Here is a 22,842-nt window from a genome sequence, read left to right as displayed (position 1 = left end):
CACGGCACCGCTCAACCAGCGGCCGCCGAGCCGCCACCATCACAAGGCCGTCCCGGCCGGCACCGTATCCGCCGCCTGTCCGCGCCCGGCCCGACAGAGCGTTCGCCGATAGTGCCGTCGGGCCGAAACCTCTCAGAACGCGCAGACTGGCACGACCGCCCGCAGTCGCAGGCCGGCCGGCTGGGGGGAGAACGGATGGACATGCGCCAGCCGGTCACCGGCTTGCCCAGCGCCTCATCGGCCGACCGAGTTCCATGGAGTTGCCTCACACGCGAACGGCATGAGGGACCTGGTCGTCACGACACCATCGCCGGGGTTGTCGTTCACGAATTTCGTCGCGACGATCTTGGCCGGGGCGATGCCCTGTTCCACCCAGCGAACGATCGGGGTCAGCTTGTCGAAGGTGTTCGGGCCAGGCCCCCCGCTGCAATGGGTCATGCCGGGCACCAGGAACAGCCGCGCGAACGTGCCGGTCTCGTGTGCGCGGCCACCGGAGGTCGTACGGACCACCTGGCGGAAGTAGTCGATGGTGTCGTGGGCGGACACGACCGGGTCAGCCCAGCCTGTGTACATGAGGAGTTTGCCGCCGCTGCGGCGGAAGGGGCGCAGGTCAGGGTCGGTGGCGTCGATGATCGGCCCCAGCTTGTTCTGGGCGTGGCGCAGATCGCGGTGGTAGTCGAAGTCCCACCAGTCCCAGTGGGGGTCGTTGAACACCCAGTAGCGCCAGAAGTTGGCGCGGGCGGGTTCGGTGGTGCCCCAATAACCGCTCCACCCCGAGCGGACCCTGCCGGTCGCGTCTACCACGGCGGCCTCGCTGCCGATGGGCCAGCCGGGATAGATCTGCTTGCCGGTGCGCGGGTCGCGGGCTCCGGCGTACATCGTCCGCAGGGCCTTGACCTGACGTGCGGTCAGGCAGGTGGGGGCGTCAGCGGAACGGCACCGCAGCGAGGCGGGGTCGAAGGTGCAGCGGCTCGGGTCGGTGAGGAATGCGTCGGTGGGCCGGCCGCCGTCTTTGCCCCGGCACTGCTCGACCGCGGCCTTGGTGAGCAGCGGCAGCTTCGCGGCGGGGATGATCGGCTCGGTGTCGTTACCGGGGATGTGGTTGCGGAGGAACTGCCACAGGAAGCCGGCGTTGAGGGCGACGCGGTTGTTGCCGGGGGCACCGGCCACGATGCCGTCGAAGTCGTCCGGGTAGCGCTGGGCCTCCATCAGCGCCTGGTGGCCGCCGGTGGAGCAGCCGATGAAGTAGGAGTAGCGGGGCTTGGCCCCGGTGTAGGCCTCGACGATGAGTTTGGCGTTGACGATCGTCTCGTGAACAGCCCGGTGTCCCCAGTCCACGATGATTTCCGGATTGGCCGCCCCTTGGATGAACACCTCGGGGTCGTTGCCGGTGTGACCGGTGTCGGTACCGACCGTGGCATACCCGGCCGCCAGGGTGGGGCCGCCCATGGACGCGAAATCGATGGCGGAGTCGTAGCCTCCGTTGCCGTACATCAGGAGCCGCTGGTTCCACTGCTGGGGTATCCACACCTCGAAGCCGATGGTGGAGGCGGGCACCGGCTTGGCGATGCCGTGGACGCGGCAAAAGCCCGGCACGGATGGCAGCGCGCGCCCGTCGGGCGCGGTGTAGTCACCGGCGGGGATCGTCTCGGCGACGGTGATCGTGGTGTGCGGCAACGAGATGCTGGTCAGGTCCTCGCACGCCCTGCTTTCGGCATCGGCGTCCGTGCTCATGCCGGCCGTACCACCGGTGCCGTCTGGGGGACTGGTGAAGCGTGCTGCGGCGTTCGCCGGGATGCTCAGCACCATGATGGTCGAGGCCACGACCGCGGTCAGGAATCCGTACAGGCGGCTCACGGGGTCTCCCTCCAGGTGGTGAGGACGATGTCAGTGCCGCCGCGGCCGATACGCACGTCGACCGAGCCTTCGGGGGCGTCGGAGTCGATCTCGGGGTAGTCGTCGCTGGAGACGATGATGCGCAGACTGTGCCCGGCGGCCAGCCGGTAGTGAGTCGGCCAGGTGCGGATCTGCAGGTCGTAGGTCTTACCAGGGCGGACAGGGACGGCATGGTCGTGCCCGAAGCGGTGGCTGGCCTTGAGCCAGCCCTGGGTGATGCGGACGGCCATGCCGTCGGGGGCGACATCCTCGGCCACGACGGCGAGGTTGCCGTCGGTGGCGCTGAAGGCGGCCCGCACCGTCGCGGTGATCTCGCCGGTCAGCACGATGTCCGACTGGTAGGGCCGCGTATGGAAGGTCAGGCGCTCGTCCGGGGCGGCGGGCGCCTGGTCGGTATTGACGGTGAAGCGGCGACTGGCCGGCGCGCCGGCGTCGGCGGTCAGCCCGCCATCGCCGCCGAGCCGGAGCCGTTCCTGTCGGGCGCCGCGCGGGGGCCAGGTGGACAAGCGCTTCCACCCGGTACCGGCGCCAGGGCCGGGGATCTCGTAGGAGGTGACCTTGGCGGCGGGCAGCGGGGCGTTGCGTCGTCCGGAGAGCCAGCGGTCCCACCAGGCGAGATAGGGCCCGTTGCCGATATCGGCGGGCTGTCCGGCCGGCCAGCCGTGCTGCCAGGGGCCGGCGACGAGCCAGACGTTGCCGGGGCGGGCCTGGAAGTTCTCCACCATGGCCGCGCGGTAGCGGTCGTACCAGCCGGCGATCTGCAGGACCGGGATGTCGAGGTCCTTCCAGCGGGCCTTGACGCTGCGTTCGCGCCAGTAATCGTCGTAGAGCGGGTGCTGGGCGTAGGTCGTCAGGGTGTCGGGGGCGGTGGAGCGCTGCCAGTCGCGGATCCTGGCCGAGTAGATGCCGCCGCGGTAGATGGTGTTCTCATACCAGTCGCTGATGCCGTCCACGGGAATGATCGCGGCCAGGTGGGGCGGCTTGTTGACCGCGACGAGCAGGGAGGAGTGCCCGCCGTAGCTGACGCCCATCTGCCCGACCTTGCCGGTGGACCAGGGTTGGGCGGCCAGCCATTCGATGAGGTCGTAGTTGTCGCGCTGCTCCTGGGCGCTGAACGGGTCGAGGTAGCCGGGCGAGCCGCCGGAGCCGCGGGCGTTGCAGACGGCGGCGTTGTAGCCGCGGGCGACGAAGTAGGCGGCCGCCCGGCCGAGGCTGTCGAGCCGGTCGTAGGCGGTGTAGTCGTACACGATCACCGGGAAACGGCCGTCGGCGGCGGGCCGGTGCAAGTCGCAGGCCAGGTGGCTGCCGTCGCGCAGCGGGACCTGGACACGCTCGGTGCGCACCTCGTAGGCGGCCGGCCGGTCGTAGGTGAAGAAGGGGTCGGTCGCTTCGTCGATACGCACCTCGTGCGCGGCCGGCTGGTCGTGGGTGAGGGAGGGGCCGATCTGCGCGGCGGCCGGGGTGTGTGCTGCCAGCGGCACGGTTAACGCGGTGGACAGGGCGGCGAGGATCCGGCCGTACGTCACGAACACAGACTCTCCTTCAGAACGAGATGGCGCCGGTCAGGAGCGCGACGACGGTCATGACGGCGGTGGTGGCGAACGCCCAGCCGAAGATGAAGCGCTGGTGCTGGCCGAGCTGTACGCCGCTCATGCCGAGGAGGATGAACGTGGCGGCGGTGAGCGGGCTGAGCGGGAAGCCGGTGGTCATCTGGCCGAGGATGGCCGCCCTGGCGATCTCGGCCGAGTCGATGCCGAAGCCGCTCGCGGTCTGGGCCAGCACGGGCAGCACGCCGAAGTAGTAGGCGTCGGGGGTGAAGACGAGGCTGAGCGGCATACTGGTGATCGCCACGAGCAGCGGCAGGTGACCGCCGAAGGAGTCGGGGATGATCCCGACGAACGCGGTGGCCATCTCGTTGATCATCTTGGTTCCGTTGAGAATGCCGGTGAAGACGCCTGCCGCGAAAATCATGGTGGTGACCAGGACGACGCTCCTGGCGTGCTTGTCGAGCAGCGCCTGCTGCTTGTCCCAGGTGGGCAGATTGACCACGGCGGCGATGGCGAAGCCGAGCACGAACAGCACCGGCAGCGGCATGACCTGCAACACCAGCGCGACGAGCAGCACGATGGTGAGCACGAGGTTGAAGAGGATCAGAGCTCGGCTCTTGCGCTCGCGCTCCGGGGCCGAAGACGCGCTCGGCCCGTCACCGCGGACCTGCCCGGCTTGCGCTTCGGCGGGCTCGGCGGGCTCGGCAGGCAGGGTCAGGGTGCCCAGGCGGCGGCGTTCGCGCAGCCCGATCAGGTAGGAGGCCACCAGCACCCAGGCGATGCCGGCGGCCATGGCGGGCAGCACCGGGGTGAACACCTGGGAGCTGTCGAGCTTCAACACCGCCATCGCGCGGGCGGTGGGGCCGCCCCAGGGGACCATGTTCATCACGCCCGCGCCGAGGCAGACGACGCCGGTGAGCACCAGAGGGCTCATGTTCAGCCGCTTGTAGACGGGCAACAGGGCCGAGACGGTGATGAGGAAGGTGGAGGCGCCGTCGCCGTCGAGGGCCACGCACATGGTGAGGACCGCGGTGCCGACGGCGATGCGCAGCGGGTCGTCCTTGGCCAGGCGCAGGATGCCGCGGATCAGCGGGTCGAACAGGCCGCTGTCGATCATCAGGCTGAAGTACAGGACCGCGAAGGCGATCATGATACCGGTGGGGGCGACCTTGCCCAGCCCTTCCAGGATCATCGGACCCATGCCCGCGGCGAACCCGCCGACGAGCGCGGTAACGACGGGGACCAGGATGAGCGCGGTCAGGACCGAGACGCGCCTGGTCATGGTCAGCACCAGGAACAGGCCAATGGTGAGAAAGCCTAGGGTCGCGATCATCGGGGTCCTTTCGGCGGGAGGTTACGGGCAAGTTTCCGAGCACCGGCGTTTCACGTCCACCATCAAAAGTGGATTTATCGATGCGGTATGCGCAACAGTGGGTGCCGTGGACGCCAGCCTGCGGCAGCTCGCCGCTTATGTCGCCGTGGCCAGAGCCGCCGGTTTCACCGCCGCGGCGGCGCAGATGCGTGTCTCCCAGTCGACGTTGAGCCGCGCCGTGTCCGATCTGGAGCGCGTCCTCGGCGTCCAACTGCTGGAACGCGACACCCGCAACGTGCAGCTCACCGCGGCCGGCCAGGAGACCCTGCGGGTTGCCGAGCAGATTGTCGAGGCCCACCGGTCGGGAATGAAACAGTTGCGGCGCTACCTGCTCGGCGAGTCCGGCATCGTCGCCATGGCCACCCTCCCGTCGGTCGCGGCCGTGCTGCTGCCCCGGATGATCTCCACATTCCGGGGCCGGCGGCCGGACGTGAGCGTGCGCATCATGGACGGTCTGGAACAGGCAGTGCTCGGCAAGGTGCTCAGTGGCGACGCCGACTTCGCCGTCACGACCGTCGGTGCGGCCTCCGACCGGCTCGAGCACCGCCCGCTCATCCGTGACCGCTTCCGCGCCGTATTGCCGGAAAGTCATCCGCTGGCTGACCGCGAGGAGGTCACCTGGCAGGACCTGGCCGCCGAGCCGTTCCTGGCCGTCGGCCCCGAATCCAGCGTGCGCCGGCTCACCGACGCGGCCTTCGAGCAGGCCGGGGCCGTGGCTCCGCCTGCGGCGGAGGCCGGCAACGTGGCGACGGTGGGCGGATTGGTCGCCGCCGGGCTCGGCGTCTCCGCGATGCCCGCCCTCGTGCTTCCCCTGCTGGGGCCCGGGCACGTCGTGCATCGCGAACTGGTCGCCCCGGTGGTCGAACGGCGTCTGGACATCGTGGTGCAGGCCCGGCGCGCCCTGCCTCCTGCCGCCACCGCGTTCCTCGACCTGCTGCAGGAGGCGCGCGCCGAGGGACGAGAGGTGCCGGCCGGCGCCGCCTGGATCACCCACTGATGCAGTAAGTGCATGAATATATCCATCTATCCTGCTGGACCCGCATTTCTCTCTCCGTGCACGATGAAGCTCCGTCAACCAGGGCGAAGGAGTTCATGCGTGGCCTTTGAACAGCGCGGGCAGTTGCGCGGATTGAAGGTGGTGGAGTTCGCCCACGTGGTCGCCGGACCGCTGGCCGGCTCCATGCTCGCCGATCAGGGCGCCGACGTCGTCCACGTCGAACCGCCCGGTTCCGGTGACGCCGCCCGCTCGATGGGGCCGACCCGCGACGGAACACCGTTGTGGTTCAAGGTCGCCGGCCGCAACAAGCGCTCCGTCACCCTGGACCTGCACGACCCGGACGGCCGCCAGGTCGCCCACCGGCTGGTGGCCTGGGCGGATGTCGTGATCGTCACGCTGCGCCCCGGGCGCCTGCGCGCGTGGGAACTCGACTGGAAGGCCGTACACCGCATCAACCCCCAAGCCGTCCTCCTGCAGATCAGCGGCTTCGGAGCGCAGAACGACGCGCCGGGGTTCGGCAAGGTCGGCGAGGCCAGAAGCGGCGTGGTGCACCTGACCGGATTCCCGGACGGGCCGCCCGTCCACACCGGCTTCTCCCACGGAGACGCGGTGACCGGGCTGATGGGCGCCTACGCTGTGCTGGCCGCGCTGCACCGCCGCGCCCACGACCCCGAATTCGACGGGGAGTGGATCGACCTGGCCCTATTCGAGCCGCTGTTTCGGCTGGTGGAGTGGCAGATCATCACCCATGATCAGCTTGGCACCATCCCCGGCAGATCGGGCAACCAGCTCGCCGTCGCCCCCGCGGCGGTGATCAACACCTACCTGTCGGGCGACGGCGACTGGATCACCGTCACCTCCGCCACCCTGCGCTCGGTGCTGAACGTCGTCCGGCTTCTCGGCCTGCCCGAGGACGACTTCGCCACCACCCGGCAACAACTCGCCGGCAAGGAGCAGCTCGACCAGGCACTGAGCACGTGGGTGGCAGAACGCGGCACCGCCGAATGCCTACGCGCGTTCGAGGCAGCCGAGGTGGTCGCCTCGCGTGTGTTCACTGCCGAGGACATCCTCACCGACCCCGTCTACGCCGAACGCGGCGACATCGTCACAGTCGACGACGCCGACCTCGGCCCCGTACGCATGCAGGCCGTCATCCCACACTTCCATCAGGCGCCGGGACACATCTGGCGCACCGGGCCCGCGCTCGGCCAGGACAACGACCTGGTCTACCGCCAGTGGCTCGAGCTCGACGTCGACGACCTGGAGAAGCGCGGTGTCATCTGACCGGCCGCCGCTGCGGTCGCTGCTGTTCGTGCCGGGCAATCGTACGGACTGGCTGCTCAAGGCGGCGGCCGCCGGCGCCGACGCGGCCATCCTGGACCTGGAGGATGCCGTCCCGCCGGCCGGGAAATCGGCCGCCCGCGCCCAGGTGGCTGAGGCCGTCGCCAAGTGGACCGGTGACATGGCGCTCTTCGTCCGGATCAACCCCCTCGACGGCTGGGCAGCGGCCGAGGACCTGCGCGCCATCACCCACAGCCGCCTGCACGGGGTGGTCCTGCCCAAGGTGGGCGAACCCGCCGACGTGCTGCTGGCCGACCGGATGCTGACCTGGTGCGAGCGCGAGCACGGCCTTACCGAGGGCCGCATCGCCCTGGTGCCGCTACTGGAGAGCGCGCTGGCGCTGCGCGCCGCCTACGACATCGCCACGGCCGCGCCCCGGGCGGCCTATCTGGGCGCGGTCACCGGCAAGGGCGGCGACGTCGAGCGGGCCATCGGCTACCGCTGGAGCCCTTCCGGCACCGAGACCCTGGCCCTGCGCTCGCGCGTGCTGCTGGACGTCCGCGCCGCCGGTGCGCCTTGTCCTGTCGCCGGGCTGTGGACCACCATCGGCGACCTCGACGGCCTGCGCGCCTTCGCCGAGCAGAACCGCTCCCTCGGCTACGAGGGCATGATGGCCATCCACCCCTCCCATATCCCCGTCATCAACGAGGCGTTCTCACCCGGTCCCGACGACCTCGCCCGGTACGCGCGGCTGATCGCCACAGTCGAGGAAGCTCAGGCTCGCGGAGCAGGAGCGATCACCTTCGAAGGCGAAATGGTGGACGAAGCCATGGCGGCCAGAGCTCGCGCGGCCCTGCACAGAGCGCAGTACCGGTGACGGCTCGTCATCGTTGATGACTCGGTCCCCTCTCCACGACTGTGACCTGCCGTATCCATTGCAGCAGGGCGATACGGCCTGTCCGGTAAACCGTACGGTCCCAAATGCTGCTACCCACGTGGAGCCTGCCCATCGCCTGGCCACCGAGGGCGAAGGCGAGTGGAAGACCTATGCGCCTGGCGATCACACTCGGTGACCATAAGAGGAGCGCGGCGAGGAACACAGATCAGTTCCGGACACCCTCTGATCCGACCTGCCCTACCTGCCGGTCTGCCCGCCAGAGCTTGGGCCCGCGGCATTCAGCCGCGGGCGGCGCTCGACCGGGTTTCGGCCGGGAGAACCGGGACGCTCGGGTGGCCGCATGCGTCGGGCGGTGTGACACAGAACTCCAGCCATCTGTCATCGCGGCCCCGGCCGAGGGCCGCGCACGCCCAGCTCGGCGCTGCCTTCAAGGCTGGTCAACATGCCTTACGTGCCTGACAAGATCAGATGGCTCTGACCTGTGGGAAGAGGTCTCGAACCCAGACGGGTTTGCCGGTCTCCTTGACGATGCGCAGCGCCCCCGGCCCGGAACTCCGGATCAAAGCGCCGCCTCGTGGTTCCTGCCACGACCGAACCTCTCTTGGTTCGGTCTCCACGTTGCGAGGGGAAGCCCACCGAAACGTTTAGTGATCTCCGTGCATGTCAGGGGGAAGGGCATGACGGACGACTTACAGCCCATGCCCGATGACTGGACGAGAGCCCTGGCCGTCGTGGCCCATCCCGATGACATGGAGTTCGGCAGCGCCGGCGCCGTGGCCGCATGGACCGCGACCGGCAAGGAGGTCGGCTATCTCCTGCTCACCCGCGGGGAGGCGGGCATCGACTCGATGCCGCCGGAGCAGGCACGCAAGGTGCGGGAGGAGGAGCAACACGCCAGCGCCGCCATCGTCGGCGTCTCGTCGGTCGAGTTCCTCGACCATCCGGACGGAGGGATCGAGTACTCGCCACGTCTCCGGCACGACCTGGTGGCCGCGCTCCGCCGTCACCGCCCCGAGCTGGTGATCACCTTCAACCACCACGACTTCACCTTCACGGGGAAGTGGAACAGCCCCGATCACCGCACCACCGGACGGGCCGTGCTGGACGCGGTCCTCGACGCGGGCAACCGGTGGATCCTGCCCGACGCCGGCGCCGAGCCCTGGGGTGGTGTCAAGTACGTGGCGATCGCCGGCTCCATCCGGCCGACGCACGCGGTGGACGTGACCGGGTATCTGGACGCGGCGCTGGCCTCGGTCGAGGCGCACGCCGCGTACCTGGCCGCGCTGGGCGTGCCCCCGGGTGGTGCGCGGGTGCCGCTCGAAGGCTTCGTGAACGCCGCCGGGCAGCGCTTCGGCGGGCGTCCGGCGGTTCCCTTCGAGCTGATCGCCTGCTGAGTGGCCGCACGACCGGATCCAATCCGCCGAGGAGGCTGGATCGGCCTTCGCAACGGCCGGTCCAGCCGTTTTTCGGTCAGACGACCTCGTCGACGTATTCGGCCAGGCGTTCCTCGTTCACGACAAGGAACGGATCTGAGGTCGGCAGGACCAGACCGGCGTCCTTGAATCTTTTCAGGAAGAAGCCGACGCGGGATCTGGTGGTGCCGACCATACCGGAGAGTTCTTCCTGGGTGATGCGTTCCTCAATGGCGCTCACATGCGGTGCGCGACGTTTCCCGATTTTCCGGGATAAACGCAGGAGGACGGAGGCGAGGCGCTGCTCGCTGTCCATTGTGACCATCGTGGCGATGACTTCCTGCTGCTCCTGCAACCGCAACGCGAGATAGTCGATGAACCCGTCCATGAGTTCGCTCTCGGTCATCGCCGCGCGGAATCGGGCCGCCGGAATGCGGCGGACCCAGGTGGTGCGCATGGCGGTCGCCGTCTCGTTGCGCTCGTCCCCGAGCAGCGAGGACTCGCCGAAGATGTCACCGGCCGTGAAGATCGACAGCAGGCATTCCTTGCCGCAGCGGGCGTACATCTGCGTCTTGATCTGTCCGCTCTCGATCACGTAGATATTGCTGTCGCGCTGCCCGCAGTTGTAGATGTTGGAGCGCCTCGGCACCCTGACCGAACGCGCTCCCGATTTATCGTGCGCAATGAAGGAATGGAGGTCTGCCATTAGCCGCGCGATATCCGGTGACTTCATAGGCCCGCCCCTCGTGCTCTCGCCAGGAATGCTCTAGCCCTACCCATCAATCGACTGATTAACAAGATGTGCCAGGATTCTCGGGCTCGAGGAGAAATAGGCCCAGGCGGATTACGGATGTTATCGGCCCACTGTGGAATCAATAAAGTCGCGGGCCATATTCATCAGCTCCGGTTCTCCTTTGAAGAGCGAGATGTGATCACCGTGCCCTCTGACGTGCAACATGGCGTCGGGCAGCGCGCCCGCGACCGTCTTCGACCCCTCCGGATGCGCGGTCTCGTCGTCACGGCTGGTGACCACGAGCGCGGGCCGGTCGATGCCGGCCAGCCAGGGGGTCACGTCGGTCTTCATGATCTCCCCGTTCAGCCGGCAGTAGCGGTACAGGAGATCGGCCGTCGCGTACGGATAGACCACCAGGTGCGCCAGATCCGGCGGCACCGAGGAGAGCATCGTCTGGCAGAGCACGGGATGGATGGCGGCGGCCCGGTCGGGGCCGGCCGCGCCCATCTCCATGAGCGCCACCAGGTTCTGCTGGTGGTGGGTTCGCTCGGCTCCCGAGACAGCGGCGAAGTCGCCGTGCCAGAGGCTGAGGGAGTCCACGCGGGTCGTGTCGCGGTGCGCCGCGGCCAGGCCGATGACGGCTCCGCCGCACAGGCACATCAGATGCGCGCTCCGTACGCCGAAGTGGTCCATGACCGCGAAGAGATCGCCGGCCTGCGCCGTCACGCCGGCCTCCGGGCAGCCGTCCGCGCCGGGGCCGAAGAGGCCGCGGGTCTCCCACGTGATCACGTGATGGGTGCGGGACAGGAAGCGTATCCACCGCTCGCACAGCCGGGCCGGCATGCCGCAGGCGGCCACGATCACCACGGCGGGGGCCGCCGGGTCACCGGCCGCGTAGGCGGGCAGCGGCGGGCCCCCGTCCGCCGGTTCGACCTCCTCACGGACGCACAGTCCTTCGAAGCCGTCCTTCGCCGCACCGTCCACGACCTCGTCGACGACGGCGGGCGGCAGGTCCTCCCCCATGCCCTCACGCAGCGCGAGATGGTCGCTGACCAGGCGTTCGAAGGTGTCTAGCGAGCCCTGGTCCTCCAGCGCGAACTCCGGTGCGCCCAGCCGTCGGGTCACACGGCCCAAGAGGGAGGCGAGGCCGGGTGGGCCGGCCAGGCGCACCGGGTGCCACAGGACGTCCACCAGCGGCCGTGCGTCCTGCACGGCCCGCGTCAGACGTCTGAGTTCGGTGGCCACGAGATGATCACCGCGTTCCGTGGGTTGTGAGCTGTCACGACGGCCTCACCGCGTCGTGAAGGGATGCCCGGTGGTGGTGGCGGTCGCGATCCGGTTGCGCGGGTTGCCGTTCTGCCCGGCCACCAGCACGGCGCCGTACCGCTCCAGGCTGACCCGGCCGCCGTACTCCTCGATCTCGTCCGTGTCGGGGTAGACGTCCACCTTGGTCGGCACATAGCGCGAGGCGAAGCCGAGGCGCATCTCCTCGGTCAGGCCCCTGTGCGGCAGCGACGCGTGCATGAGCGTCGACCAGAACAGGATGGCCTCGCCCGGCCTCATGACCATGGAGACGGCCTTCGACTCGTCAGGTTTCCACGCGGGGTCGATCTGCAGGTCGCGGTAGTCGTAGCCGAAGAAACCGCGCCGGACGCCCTCTTTGTCCTCCTGATTGATCTTGTTGGGGTCGTAGTGCATGCGCTTGGTCTCGTCGTAGAACATCGTCTCGTGCGTGCCGGGGATGAACTGCAGGCACCCGGTGTCCTCGTTCGCCTCGGTGAAGGCGGTCCAGACGGTGATGGTGCCGCCGAACTCCTCCGCCTCCGGCCAGACGATCTGCGGCTTGCCCGACGCGTTGGCGAAGGTGTCGGCCTGGTGCCAGTCCGTGCCCTCGTCGCCGGGGTACTTGGGGAAGAACTCCGTGCGCCAGCAGAGCACGTCCGGGCCGAGCACGCTGACCACCCGGTCCACGATCTGCGGTCGGCTGATGTGGTCGGCGAGGAAGGCCGAGTCCAGGTGCCGGTCGTAGTTGGAGATGTTGGTGTTGCCCGACGAGGCGGCGTCGTCCTGATACACGGCGTTGCTGCGGTCCATGAGGCGCATGCGCTCGCGCCGCCAGTTCTGGCGCATCTCGTCGATCTCGCAGACCTTGAACGGCCCGAAATAGCCCTGGGTGTGGAAGCTCTTCAGCTCCTCGGGGCTCATCGAGTACTTGCCGCGCAATCCGGTCTCTTGCATGGGTCTATCCCTTCACGGTCAGTTGTTCCTCGACGCAGGAGGCCAGGCAGGCGACCGACGCCTCCTCCTCCAGCTCGCGTCCCGTCAGCTCCAGCCCGAAGCGCTCGTTCACCTGGGTGATGATGCGGGCCATCGCCAGCGAGGTGGCGCCCAGGTCGAACAGGTCCACCCGGGGTGGCACCTCGTCGCGTTCGAGCACGTCCTCGGCGATGCGCTGCACGACCTTGGCGGCCGACGATGCCTGCGCGGACCTGGCCAGAGCGGCGCGGTCCGCCTTTCCCTGCGGCGTCATGGGGATCTCCGACACGATGTGGTAGGTGGACGGGCGGGCGTGTGCCGGAAGCCGGCCGGCGGCCCGCTCGGTGAGCTGCTCGATCAGGTCCGGGCCGGGCTCGCCGTCCGCGACGACGAAGGCCAGCAGCCGGACGTCGCCCTCTCCGTAGTCGCGGTGGGCCACCACCGCGTGGGCGACCTGCGGATGACCCAGGAGGCACAGCTCGATCTCCCTGGGCTCCAGGCGGAATCCGCGGACCTTGATCTGGTCGTCGGACCGCCCCAGGTAGGCGTACTCGCCGCCGGGCAGCCGGGTGACGACGTCGCCCGAGTCGTAGCGGCGGCCACCGTCCGGCAGGACCGCGAAGCGCTCGGCGGTCAGCTCAGGCCGGCCGAGGTAGCCGCGGGCGAGCCCGGGGCCGGAGACGTGCAGGTTCCCGGTGGTGGCCGGACGTCCGTGCTCGTCGAGCACGTCGAGCCGGAGGTCCGGGATAGGCACGCCGATCGGGCTCAGCTCCGGGTGGTCGAGGTCGGCCGCGCGGACGCGGCGGTAGGTCACGTGGACGGTGGTCTCGGTGATGCCGTACATGTTGAGGAGTTGCGGGCGATCGTCGCCGTAGCGGGCGATCCACGGTTCGAGCAGGTCCACGTCCAGCCGCTCGCCGCCGAAGACGACCTGACGCAGGCTGTACCGCGCGGGCCGCTCCTGCCGGGCGTCGGCGGCCACCAGGTGCCGGAAGGCGGAGGGCGTCTGGTTCAGCACGGTGACTCCCTCGTCGAGCAGTAGGCGGCGCAGCGCCTCCGGCGACCTGGCCACCTCGGCCGGGACGATCACCAGCCGGCCGCCGTACAACAGCGCGCCCCAGATCTCCCACACCGAGAAGTCAAAGCTGACGGAGTGAAAGAGCGTCCAGACGTCGTTGTCGCCGAAGCCGAACCAGTGCTCGGTCCGCTCGAGGAGCCGCACGACGTTGCGGTGCTCGACCAGCACCCCCTTGGGATCGCCGGTCGAGCCTGAGGTGTAGATGACGTAGGCCAGGTCCTCGTCGGAGGCCGTGGCCGCCGGGCGGCCCTCGGGCGGCTCGGCGTCGGCGAGCACGGTCTCGTCCGGCAGCACACCGTCGAGCCGGGCGGCCACGTCCGACGTCGTCACGACCGTGCGCACACCGCTGTCATCCAGCAGGTAGGAGATCCGCTCGGCCGGGTAGCCGGGATCGATCGGCACGTACGCGCCGCCGGACTTGAGTATCGCGAGCAGCCCCGCGACCAGGTCGATGCCGCGATCCGCGCAGAGCCCCACCAGCACGCCCGGACCGGCGCCCGCGGCCTGCAGCCGGCAGGCGAGCCGGTCGGCCCGGGCGTCCAGGTCACCGTAGGAGATCTCCTCGGCGCCGCAGGTCACGGCGGTCCGCTCGGGGGCCTTCGCGGCCCGTTCGGCGAAGATCTCGTGCAGGCAGCGGCCCGTCATGTCGCGTACATCCCCCAGTGGTGCGGGGTGAGGCCGGTGTCCCCCATGCTGCCGGGCACGAACATCCTGGCCCAGGTGCCGCCGCCGCGCTCGGGCGCGATGCGTTCCTGGAAGTACAGGTCCCGCACCTTCTCGTCCTTCACGTGCAGCGCCAGCACCTTGTAGTAGGTGCTCAGCGACTTCATGTGGATGAGCCAGTGGATGCGGTCGGCCGCGCCGAAGGCCTCCTCGTAGACGAAGACGGTCGCCTCGCCGGGCAGGTTCTCGTTGATGGACTCGGCGGCCTCCCGGGCGAACGTGCGCCCCTCGGACCGGAAGTCGTAGTCGAGCTGGGCTGTCCGGTGCAGCAGGAGACCGCAGTTGCCCGAGTGGACGAGCTGCTCGTAGGGTTGCGGCACCTGCTCGCGGGCGCCGGGCAGCCCGGTGATGTCGCCCTGCTGCCGGTAGACCGCGGACTGCTTCTCGCGCTCGCCGTCGACCCTGGTGCCGTACATGCCCCAGAACTGCGGCAGCAGCACTGTCTCTTTCATGCTGCCGTCGACGAAGATCTCCTCCCAGCCGCTGTCCGCGGTGTTGTCGCGGTACTCGTCGTCGGCGGTGCCCATGTGCACCATCTGCTCGTACGCGTGCAGCGAGCTGAGGTGGATGAGCCAGTGCAGCCGGTCCTTGGTCCCGAACGTCTCCTCGTACACGAAGACGCTGGCGACTCCCACCTGCTTGGCGGTCACCATCTCCGCCATCATGCGGGCGAACTTGCGCCCCTTGGCGTGGGAGCCGTTCTTGACCTGAGCGGTCCGCTCGACGATCACGCCGGCCGTGGCCGAGTTGATCAGATCGCCCGCGGGCACCGAGGTCTGGTGCTCGGCGGGCGGGATGACGGGATTCGGGTTGGTCATCGCTCCACTCCGTCTGTCGAATTGTTCGTCACGCTAATCAGGGGCCGCCGTGCTGCCTGCTCAAAAGTGAGCAGGGGCTTCACAGCGGGATGTTCGTGTGGCTGCCGCGCAGCGGCACGGCCCGCAGCAGCGCGTCGGCGAGCCTGCGCCGGGTGTCGGCGGGCTCGATCACCTCGTCCACGACACCGATCTCCACGGCCTTGCCGACGCCACCGGCCTCCTGCTCGTGCTCGGCGATGAGCCGACGGCGCAGCTCCTCGCGCCCGTCCTCCGGGCCGTCGCGCAACTTCCTGCGGTGCAGGATGTCCACGGCCGCCTCGGCGCCCATGACGGCCACCTCGGCCGTGGGCCAGGCGAACACCGCGGAGGCGCCCAAGGCCCGGGAGTTCATGGCGACGTACGCGCCGCCGTACGACTTGCGGATCACCAGCGTCACCCGGGGCACCACGGCCTCGGCGAAGGCGTGCAGCAGCTTGGCGCCGCGCCGGACCACGCCGTCCCACTCCTGCCGGACGCCGGGCAGGTAGCCGGGCACGTCCACGAGCACGACGAGGGGGACGCCGAGGGAGTCGCACATGCGCACGAACCGCGCCGCCTTCTCGGCGGCGGCCGCGTCCAGGCAGCCCCCCTTGCGCAGGGGGTTGTTGGCGATGACGCCGACGGTCCTGCCGGTCAGCCGGCCGAGCGTGGTGACGAGGTTGGGCGCCCACTTCGGGTGCAGCTCCTCGCCGGGCCCGTCGAGCAGCCTGGCGACGATGGGATGCACGTCGTAGGCGCGGTTGGCGCGTTCGGGGAGCAGCTCGCCGAGCCCGGCGTCGAGGCGGGCGTCGCCGGGGCGCAGCTCTCCCTGGTGGCCGAGCAGGGTGGTGACCCGGCGGGCGGAGTCGATGGCGCTCTCGTCGTCCGGCGCGGTGAGGTGTGCCAGGCCGCTGCGCCTGCTGTGCGGGTCGGGGCCGCCGAGGTGCTCCATGTCGACGTCCTCGCCGGTGACCTTGCGGACGACGTCCGGGCCGGTGACGAAGACCCGCCCACTCTCGCTCATGATCACCACGTCGGTGAGTGCCGGGCCGTAGGCCGCGCCGCCCGCGGCGGGGCCGAGCACGACGGAGATCTGCGGGACCGTGCCGGAGGCCCGGACCATTGCGGCGAACACCTGGCCGACGCCGTCGAGCGCGGTGACGCCCTCGCCCAGCCGCGCGCCGCCGGAGTGCCAGAGACCGACGACAGGCGTCCTCTCCCGGACCCCGAGGTCGATGGCGTCGACGATGCCGGCGCAGCCCTCGGCGCCCATCGCGCCGCCCATGCGGCCGGGATCGGTCGCATAGGCGACGGCGGGGCCCCCGCCGATGTTGCCCCGGGCGGCGAGCACGCCGCAGCCGTCGTCGCCCGGCAGCGGCCGGACGGTGCCCGGGTCGAAGAGCGCGCGGACCCGGTCCCGGGGGTCGCGGCTCATCCCCAGGTCACCGGGAGCGCGTGGACGCCGTACACGAACATGTCCGAGCGGAAGGGCACCTCGTCGAGCGGCACCGCGAGGCGCAGCCCCGGGAGCTGGGCGAACAGGGTGGACCAGGCGATCTCCAGCTGGGCGCGGGCCAGCAGCTGGCCCATGCACTGGTGGATGCCGAAGCCGAAGGAGAGGTGCTCCTGCCGCTCGGCGAGGTCGCCGAACCGGCTGAAGTCGAGCCGGTCGGGGTCGGCCCAGACCTCCTCGTCGCGGTTGGCCGCGGCCAGCACCACCACCACGCCCTCGCCCTGCCTGATGAGCCGGCCGCCGACCTCGACGTCGGCGGTGGCGGCGCGGCGGGCGCCGTAGTCGATGACGGTCTGGTGGCGAATGATCTCCTCTACGGCGGCGGGCAACGCCTCGGGCCGTTCGCGCAGCTCGGCCAGCCGGTCGGGGTTCTCCAGCAGCGCCACGGTGCCCACGCCGATCTGGTTGGCGATGGTCTCGTAGCCGGCCACCATCAGCAGCGTCGCGATGCCGACGACCTCCTCGCGGCTGACCTTGGCCGCCTCCCGGTGGGCGCCGAGGCGGCTGAGCAGGTCGTCAGCCGGCCTCAGCTCGCGCTCGGCCACCAGCCGCTCCAGGTAGTGCCGCAGGTCCTCGCGGACCTTCATGCGCTGCTCGGGCTCCACGTTCCGGTCGCCGATGACCTTGGTGGTCTCATGGAAGTAGTCCCGGTCCTCGTACGGCACACCGAGCAACTCGGTGATGACCTGGGACGGCAGCGGCAGGGCCAGCGCCTCGACCAGATCCGCCGGCGGTCCCTGCGCGGCCATGTCGTCGATGAGCGCCCCGGCGATGCGCTCGATCGCCGGGCGCATCGCGTCGACCCGCCGGCGGTTGAACTCCGGCAGCAGCAGGCGGCGCAGTCGCGAGTGGTCGGGCGGGTCCATCCTGATGAAGGTGCCCGGCCCGGGAGGTTGCGAGGTGAGCCGGGCCGGGAAGCCGGGTGTGGCGAAGTCGGAGCTGAATCTGGCGTCGCCGAGTACGGCGCGGGCATCCTCGTACCGCGTCACCAGCCAGACCTCGCTCCCGTCGAAGTCCAGCCGTACGCGCGTGATGGGCCGCCCCGATTGCAGGGTCCGGTACTCGGACGGCGGATCCAGCGGGCACGTCCTGGGGGTCGGGTAGGAGTCCATGTCCGCAGCCTCGCCCGCGCGCCCGCGTCCGTCTGCTCAACTGTGAGCAGGCACGGCGATGGCGGGGCCGCGCACGGCCCCGCCATCGATGAACCGGGTCACGCCCTGGCGGTTCGTCCCTGGTTCCGAGGGGCCTCCCGCCCCTCCTTGCCCGCCTTCGATTTGCCCATGGACATGTCGCGCAGCGGGATCTCCTTCAGGAACAGGCTGGCCACCAGGCCGATGCCGACCGCGATCGCGCACGCGAGGAACAGGTCGCCCAGCGCGTCCGCGAGCACCGCCGCGGACGCACCCTCGCCGCCCTGTGCGGCGACGCCGAGCCGGCTCGCCATGATCGTGCCGAGGATAGCCAGCGAGACCGGCCCCGCGATCATCCGCCAGAACTGGATCTGGCTGGTTCCGACGCCCACCTGCTCCATCGGGATCGCGCTCTGCACGACGGCCGTGGCCATCGGGAAGGCGATGCCGATGCCGACGCCGATGAGCGCCATGGCGGCGATCGGGAGGCCCTGGCCGCTGCCAGGACCGACGGCCGACAGGATCAGCAGCCCGGCGACGATGGCGGCCATGGCGAACACGCCGAGGACGCGGTAGCGCGGCAGGGCCGTCATGGCCTTGCCGGCGATCGGGGCCATGAGCATCAGGCCGAGCATCATCGGGATGAGCAGGGTGCCGGAGTGGGTCGCGCTCACCCCGAGCACGCCCTGGTAGAGCAGCGGCACGTAGAAGGTCGTGCCCATCATGGCGAACGCGGAGAAGAAGGCCACCACGGCCATGACGGAGACCTGGTTGCTCCGGAACAGCGCGAACGGCACCAGCGGGTTCTTGGCCACCCGCGTCTCCACGAGGTAGAACGCCACGAGCAGCACGGCGCCGCCGATCAGCAGCGCGAGAACCTCGGGCGAGGTCCAGGCGTGCCCGTCACCGGTGAGCGTGAGCCCGATCAGGATCGGGACGAGCCCGGCCACGAGCGTGACGACGCCGGCGAAGTCGATGTCGCGCCAGCTCGCGCCACTGCGCACGAACGGGACGCCGATCAGCACGGTGGCGATCGCGAGCAGGCCGATGGGCACGTTGATGTAGAAGACCCAGCGCCAGCTCCAGTTGTCGGTGATGAACCCGCCGAGCGGCGGCCCGATCACCATGCTGAGACCGGAGAAGCCGAAGAAGACCCCCTGCATCTGGGTGCGGCGCTCCGGCGTGTAGATGTCGGCGAGCAGCGTGAAGACGTTGGCCATCAGCACACCGCCGAACAGCCCCGCCAGCCCTCGCGCGCCGACGAGCTGGGGCATCGTCTGGGCCGCGCCGCACAACCACGACGCCACCAGGAAGCCCGTCAGGCCGACGAGCAGCACCGGTTTGCGGCCGAACATGTCGCCGAACTTCCCGGCGATCGGCACGACGACGGCGGCCGCGACCGCGTAGGAGACCCCCACCCACGCGTACAACGACAGGCCGTTCAGGTCGTCGGCGATCCGGGGCATCGCCGCCCCGACCACCGAGACGTCGATCGACGCCAGAGCCAGGGCCAGGAGTGCGCCGATGGTGGCGAACAGCTGGCCGCGCGTACTCGAACCGGTTTGGTTCATGTCATCGCCTCCCTTGTTCTTGGCACCCGTCCCACTTCCTTTCGGACCCATGCCGACTCCAGCCCACACGAATGCGCCCTCCGGGTCTGCTCAACACTGAGCATCCAGGGAGCGGCCGGCTCCCTACCATCAGCCCATGGTGACGAACCCGGCAGAACTGATCAGTGCCCGTGCGGGCGATCATGTGGCGCTCGTCGTGGACGGCGAGCGCGAGCTGAGCGTGGCGGACTGGACCGCCCGCTCCCAAGAGCTGGCCGGACGGCTGGCGCCGGTCAGGACGGCGCTGCGGCACGACGACTGGATCGAGCACGCCGTGGCCGCCCTGGCCGTGCACCTGGCCGGCGGCACCGTGCTCGGCCTGCCGCCCGCGCTGCCGGAGAAGGAGGTGCGCGCCCGCCTGGCCGAGTGCGGGGCGGGCCAGGTGCTGCCCGGTCCGATCGGCGACCGTACGGGCGCTCGGGACGACGACGTGGCCGAGATTCTCTACACCTCGGGCACCACCGGCCGTCCCAAGGCCGTGGCGGTCCCCGTCGCGAACCTCACCTACGGCCACGAGGGCCGCGGGAAGCTGTTCACCGGCGTGGACGCGGTGCTCGCCGCCGTCCCGCTGGGCACGAACGCCGGGCACAGCGCGTTGATGACGGCGATGACCGCGCCGGCCACCACGCACGTGCTGACCGACCTCGGGCCGGAGAACGTGGCCCGCATGCTGGAGAAGCTGCGGGTGCCGATGGCGATCGTCCCGCCGTCCACCGCGACCCGCATGGTGGCCCATGGGTGGCACGAGCGGTTCGACCTGTCTGGCCTGCGGGCGCTCATGCTGGGTTCGGCGCCGGTGCCGATGGCCACGGTCGCCCGGCTCATGGAGGCCCTGCCGGGCATCCGGATCGTCATCGGCTACGGCTCGACGGAGTCGGCCCCGGCCTTCGTGCACCGCCCGGTGGAGACGCCGCCCACCGAGGCGGACGAAGGGCTGCTGGGCCGGCCGAGCGCGGGCACCGAAGTGAAGATCACCGACGCGGGCGAGATCTGCCTGCGCTCGGCCGCCCCGCCCCGCTACTACCTGAACGACGCGGCCGCCAACGAGCGGACGTTCCGCGACGGCTGGACGCACATGGGCGACCTGGGCGAGCTGGACGGCGAGGGGCAGCTGCGCTTCTTCGACCGCGCCGCCGACGCCATCATGTCCGACGGGCGCCGGATCTCCTCGCTGCGGGTCGAGCACGCGCTGCACTGGCATCCCGAGGTGATCGAGGCGGCCGCGTTCGAGGGTCCGCAGGGCGTCACCGCGGCCGTCGTGCTGCGCTCCCCCGTGCCCGAGAGCGAGCTGAGCGCCTTCGCCGCCGACCGGCTCGAACCGGCCGAGCGGCCGGCGCGTTACGTCGTCACCGAGACGCTGCCGCGCGGGCCGATCGGCAAGACCCTCAAGCGCCTGCTGGCCGGCTAGCTCGCGGTGGCCAGTTCGTGGAGCTTGGTGACGGTCTTCCAGTTGCGGGCGGTGGCGGTCACGCCGAGCTTCTTCTCCCAGAAGGAGTACGACAGCTTGGTGTTGCGCACGCCGTCGGGGCACCACACGTAGATCTCCTTGCCGACGTGCTTGAACACGTCCGGCTTGAAGGCGTCGGGGTCGAGCTCCTTGATCAGCTTGCTCTCCGGCTTGCCGGACAGGAACGTGACCAGGTAGAGGGCGCCGTTGCCGGCCACGTCGCCGAGCGGGTCGGCCTTGAGGATCTCGCCGAGCTGGGCGCCCGTCCTCGCCAGGACGGGCACCTGGACGTCCAGGTCGCGGGCGAGCGCCGCCTCGATCTCGGCCGCCGCCTTGTCGGGGCTCTTGCCGCTGGTGTAGACGACGTTGCCGCTCTGCAGATGTGTCTTGACGTCCTCGAAGCCGAGGCCCTCCAGCAGATCCCGGAGCTTGGCCATGCTCACCATGTTCCGGCCGCCGACGTTCACGCCGCGCAGCAACGCCACCTGCCTGGACATGTCGCTCAACCCTTCCTGCCGGCCACTGCCTGGGGATGGAACTGCTTGATGTGCTCGACCAGATAGGCCGCGTCATCCTTTACCCACCAGATGAGCGCCGAACCGTAGGAGTGCTGGCACTGCATGCCGAGGACGTAGAGCCCGGGGGCGGCCGTCACACCGCGGTCCTGCACTGGGACGCCGCCGTCGTCCTTCACCGGCACGTGCATCCAGGAGTAGTCGTAGCGGAAGCCGGTGGCCCACACGACGGCGTCGACCTCGGCCGAGCGGCCGTCCTCGAAGCGCATCGTGCGGCCCTCGGCGCCGACCGTGCGGCTCACGAGCTCGAAGCCGTGCCGCCTGGACAGCTTCTTCAGGCTCGGCCCCACCAGGATGGTCTTCTTGTGCAGGCGGTCGCGCTCGCCCATCAGCGGCTTGGCGATCAGCCCGAACTTGTCACCCCACCAGTGCAGGCCCTTGCCCAGGAAGCGGCGGCCGAAGTGCGGCAGCGGCGAGCCCTGCGACAGCAGGACGCGGCGGCCCGCGGCCAGCTCGGGCGCGATCTGGGCGCCGGAGTTGGCGGCGCCGACCACCACGACCGTCCCTCCGGGCACCTGGGAAGGGTTGCGGTAGCGGCCGGTGTGCACCTGGAAGACCTCCGGGTCCAGCCTGCTCGCGAGCTCCGGTACCTTCGGCACCCGGTAGGCGCCGGTCGCGATGATCACCTGAGGTGCCTCGAACGTGCCCTTCGTGGTCTCCAGCCGGTAGCCGCCCTCGATGGGCTCCAGGGAGGTGACGCGGGTGCCGAGCTTGACCGGGAGGTCGAACTCCTTGCCGTACGCCTCCACGTAGTCGGCCATCTCCTCCTTGCTCGGGAAGCGGTTCTTCCCGCCGGGGAAGCGCAGGCCGGGCAGGGCACAGTACTCGGCGATCGTGAAGAGCTCCAGCGAGTCCCAGCGTTGCCGCCACGCCTCACCGAGCCGAGGCTCCTCGTCCAGGATGACGAAGGGGATGCCGGCCTGCTTCAGGTAGTAGCCCGCGACGAGCCCGCTCTGGCCGCCACCGACGACGATCACTTCAGTGTCCATGCGTCCAGCGTCCCGTGCGGGCGCGGGCCGGTCTGCTCAACACTGAGCATCTCCTGACATGCGAGTACGCGAGGCGCGTGGCCCCGCGTACTCGATGCCGGAAGCGCCTACTTGAGGTTGAAGTCGAGGGTGACGTCCGCCGAGCCGTCGCTCTTGGAGACGTAACCCCCCTTGCCGCTCAGCCCCTTCAGTTCGTCCGTGCCGGAGTTCGGCACGACGAACCAGTCCGCCTTGGCCTGGCCGCCCTCGAAGGTGCCCGTCGCCTGCAGCACGAAGGAGCCCTTCTTGCCGCGGACGCTCCCGACGACCTTCTGCAGGCCGACGAAGCTGGCCTCGGCGTCGCTGGCGTAGGCCATGAGGTACTCGGCCCGGCCCTCTCCTTCGATGTCACCGCTCCAGGCGTTGGTGACGTGGGCCTGAGTGAGCTTGGGCTGGCCCTTCTTCTCCTCGTAGGGCTTCTCGTCCCATCCGGTGATCTGGTACGAGCCCTTACTTTGGGTAGTCATGTCAGCTCCTTTTTTGCTCTTTTTTTGCGCTACCCCGGACCCT

Annotated in this window: 19 protein-coding genes; 5 read left to right on the top strand and 14 right to left on the bottom strand. The window is 69.9% G+C overall.

Features of this window, described 5'->3' with window-relative positions; all coding sequences use genetic code 11:
• Positions 1-234 precede the first annotated feature (234 nt).
• Genes ACTMTF_RS42995 through ACTMTF_RS42985 form a run of 3 tightly spaced genes read right to left on the bottom strand, consistent with a single transcriptional unit; the run spans position 235 to position 4,776 of the window.
• Positions 235-1,857 carry a tannase/feruloyl esterase family alpha/beta hydrolase gene (locus tag ACTMTF_RS42995; RefSeq protein ID WP_441115869.1) on the bottom strand — a complete coding sequence of 541 codons (1,623 nt, stop codon included), beginning with the start codon at positions 1,855-1,857 and terminating at the stop codon, positions 235-237.
• The gene (locus ACTMTF_RS42990) at positions 1,854-3,428 is read right to left on the bottom strand and encodes a CocE/NonD family hydrolase (RefSeq protein ID WP_441115868.1); all 1,575 of its coding nucleotides are present in this window, start codon (positions 3,426-3,428) and stop codon (positions 1,854-1,856) included. The genes ACTMTF_RS42995 and ACTMTF_RS42990 overlap by 4 nt, the downstream gene beginning before the upstream one ends.
• Before the next feature lie 10 nt (positions 3,429-3,438).
• Positions 3,439-4,776 carry a CitMHS family transporter gene (locus ACTMTF_RS42985; RefSeq protein ID WP_441115867.1) on the bottom strand — a complete coding sequence of 446 codons (1,338 nt, stop codon included), beginning with the start codon at positions 4,774-4,776 and terminating at the stop codon, positions 3,439-3,441.
• Between the two features lie 106 nt (positions 4,777-4,882).
• Between ACTMTF_RS42985 and ACTMTF_RS42980 the strand changes: the two genes are divergently transcribed.
• The 4 genes from ACTMTF_RS42980 to ACTMTF_RS42965 all read left to right on the top strand — a co-directional run bounded on the left by ACTMTF_RS42980 (position 4,883) and on the right by ACTMTF_RS42965 (position 9,385).
• Complete coding sequence (locus ACTMTF_RS42980) at positions 4,883-5,812, top strand: LysR substrate-binding domain-containing protein (RefSeq protein ID WP_441115866.1); 930 nt, start codon at positions 4,883-4,885, stop codon at positions 5,810-5,812.
• Between the two features lie 99 nt (positions 5,813-5,911).
• Entirely contained in the window at positions 5,912-7,096 is a 1,185-nt protein-coding gene (locus tag ACTMTF_RS42975; RefSeq protein ID WP_441115865.1) for a CaiB/BaiF CoA transferase family protein, read from the top strand.
• Entirely contained in the window at positions 7,086-7,970 is an 885-nt protein-coding gene (locus ACTMTF_RS42970; RefSeq protein WP_441115864.1) for an HpcH/HpaI aldolase/citrate lyase family protein, read from the top strand. Before ACTMTF_RS42975 ends, ACTMTF_RS42970 begins: the two co-directional genes overlap by 11 nt.
• 698 nt (positions 7,971-8,668) lie before the next feature.
• On the top strand, positions 8,669-9,385 hold the full coding sequence (locus tag ACTMTF_RS42965) for a PIG-L deacetylase family protein (protein WP_441115863.1): 717 nt from the start codon (positions 8,669-8,671) through the stop codon (positions 9,383-9,385).
• Positions 9,386-9,461: 76 nt separating this feature from the next.
• Here the strand turns inward: ACTMTF_RS42965 and ACTMTF_RS42960 are convergent, their stop codons facing one another.
• The 8 genes from ACTMTF_RS42960 to ACTMTF_RS42925 all read right to left on the bottom strand — a co-directional run bounded on the left by ACTMTF_RS42960 (position 9,462) and on the right by ACTMTF_RS42925 (position 19,243).
• The gene (locus ACTMTF_RS42960; RefSeq protein WP_441115862.1) at positions 9,462-10,136 is read right to left on the bottom strand and encodes a Crp/Fnr family transcriptional regulator; all 675 of its coding nucleotides are present in this window, start codon (positions 10,134-10,136) and stop codon (positions 9,462-9,464) included.
• A gap of 120 nt (positions 10,137-10,256) precedes the next feature.
• Positions 10,257-11,381 (bottom strand): alpha/beta fold hydrolase, encoded by a 1,125-nt coding sequence (locus ACTMTF_RS42955; RefSeq protein ID WP_441115861.1) that lies wholly within the window; start codon positions 11,379-11,381, stop codon positions 10,257-10,259.
• A gap of 45 nt (positions 11,382-11,426) precedes the next feature.
• Positions 11,427-12,374 carry a chlorinating enzyme gene (locus ACTMTF_RS42950; protein ID WP_441115860.1) on the bottom strand — a complete coding sequence of 316 codons (948 nt, stop codon included), beginning with the start codon at positions 12,372-12,374 and terminating at the stop codon, positions 11,427-11,429.
• A gap of 4 nt (positions 12,375-12,378) precedes the next feature.
• Positions 12,379-14,115, bottom strand: coding sequence for an amino acid adenylation domain-containing protein (locus tag ACTMTF_RS42945; protein ID WP_441115859.1), 1,737 nt, complete (start codon positions 14,113-14,115; stop codon positions 12,379-12,381).
• Positions 14,112-15,011 carry a DUF6039 family protein gene (locus ACTMTF_RS42940; RefSeq protein WP_441115858.1) on the bottom strand — a complete coding sequence of 300 codons (900 nt, stop codon included), beginning with the start codon at positions 15,009-15,011 and terminating at the stop codon, positions 14,112-14,114. The genes ACTMTF_RS42945 and ACTMTF_RS42940 overlap by 4 nt, the downstream gene beginning before the upstream one ends.
• 79 nt (positions 15,012-15,090) lie before the next feature.
• Positions 15,091-16,464, bottom strand: a complete 1,374-nt coding sequence (locus ACTMTF_RS42935; RefSeq protein WP_441115857.1) for an acyl-CoA carboxylase subunit beta — start codon at positions 16,462-16,464, stop codon at positions 15,091-15,093.
• Complete coding sequence (locus ACTMTF_RS42930; RefSeq protein ID WP_441115856.1) at positions 16,461-17,654, bottom strand: cytochrome P450; 1,194 nt, start codon at positions 17,652-17,654, stop codon at positions 16,461-16,463. Before ACTMTF_RS42930 ends, ACTMTF_RS42935 begins: the two co-directional genes overlap by 4 nt.
• Positions 17,655-17,752: 98 nt before the next feature.
• Positions 17,753-19,243 (bottom strand): MFS transporter, encoded by a 1,491-nt coding sequence (locus tag ACTMTF_RS42925; RefSeq protein ID WP_441115855.1) that lies wholly within the window; start codon positions 19,241-19,243, stop codon positions 17,753-17,755.
• Between the two features lie 136 nt (positions 19,244-19,379).
• On the opposite strand from ACTMTF_RS42925, the gene ACTMTF_RS42920 reads away from it, so the two are divergent.
• Positions 19,380-20,690 carry a class I adenylate-forming enzyme family protein gene (locus ACTMTF_RS42920; RefSeq protein ID WP_441115854.1) on the top strand — a complete coding sequence of 437 codons (1,311 nt, stop codon included), beginning with the start codon at positions 19,380-19,382 and terminating at the stop codon, positions 20,688-20,690.
• Here the strand turns inward: ACTMTF_RS42920 and ACTMTF_RS42915 are convergent.
• From ACTMTF_RS42915 to ACTMTF_RS42905, 3 genes are all read right to left on the bottom strand, one after another.
• A complete protein-coding gene (locus ACTMTF_RS42915) occupies positions 20,687-21,226 on the bottom strand; it encodes a DUF1697 domain-containing protein (RefSeq protein ID WP_441115853.1) in 540 nt (179 codons plus the stop codon). The genes ACTMTF_RS42920 and ACTMTF_RS42915 overlap by 4 nt on opposite strands.
• Before the next feature lie 5 nt (positions 21,227-21,231).
• Entirely contained in the window at positions 21,232-22,293 is a 1,062-nt protein-coding gene (locus tag ACTMTF_RS42910) for a flavin-containing monooxygenase (protein ID WP_441115852.1), read from the bottom strand.
• Between the two features lie 107 nt (positions 22,294-22,400).
• Positions 22,401-22,799 carry a DUF3224 domain-containing protein gene (locus ACTMTF_RS42905; RefSeq protein ID WP_441115851.1) on the bottom strand — a complete coding sequence of 133 codons (399 nt, stop codon included), beginning with the start codon at positions 22,797-22,799 and terminating at the stop codon, positions 22,401-22,403.
• Positions 22,800-22,842 lie beyond the last annotated feature (43 nt).

This window comes from Nonomuraea sp. ZG12 (assembly GCF_052068115.1).
Lineage (GTDB): Bacteria > Actinomycetota > Actinomycetes > Streptosporangiales > Streptosporangiaceae > Nonomuraea.
This window is presented reverse-complemented; position numbering and strand designations above follow the sequence as displayed.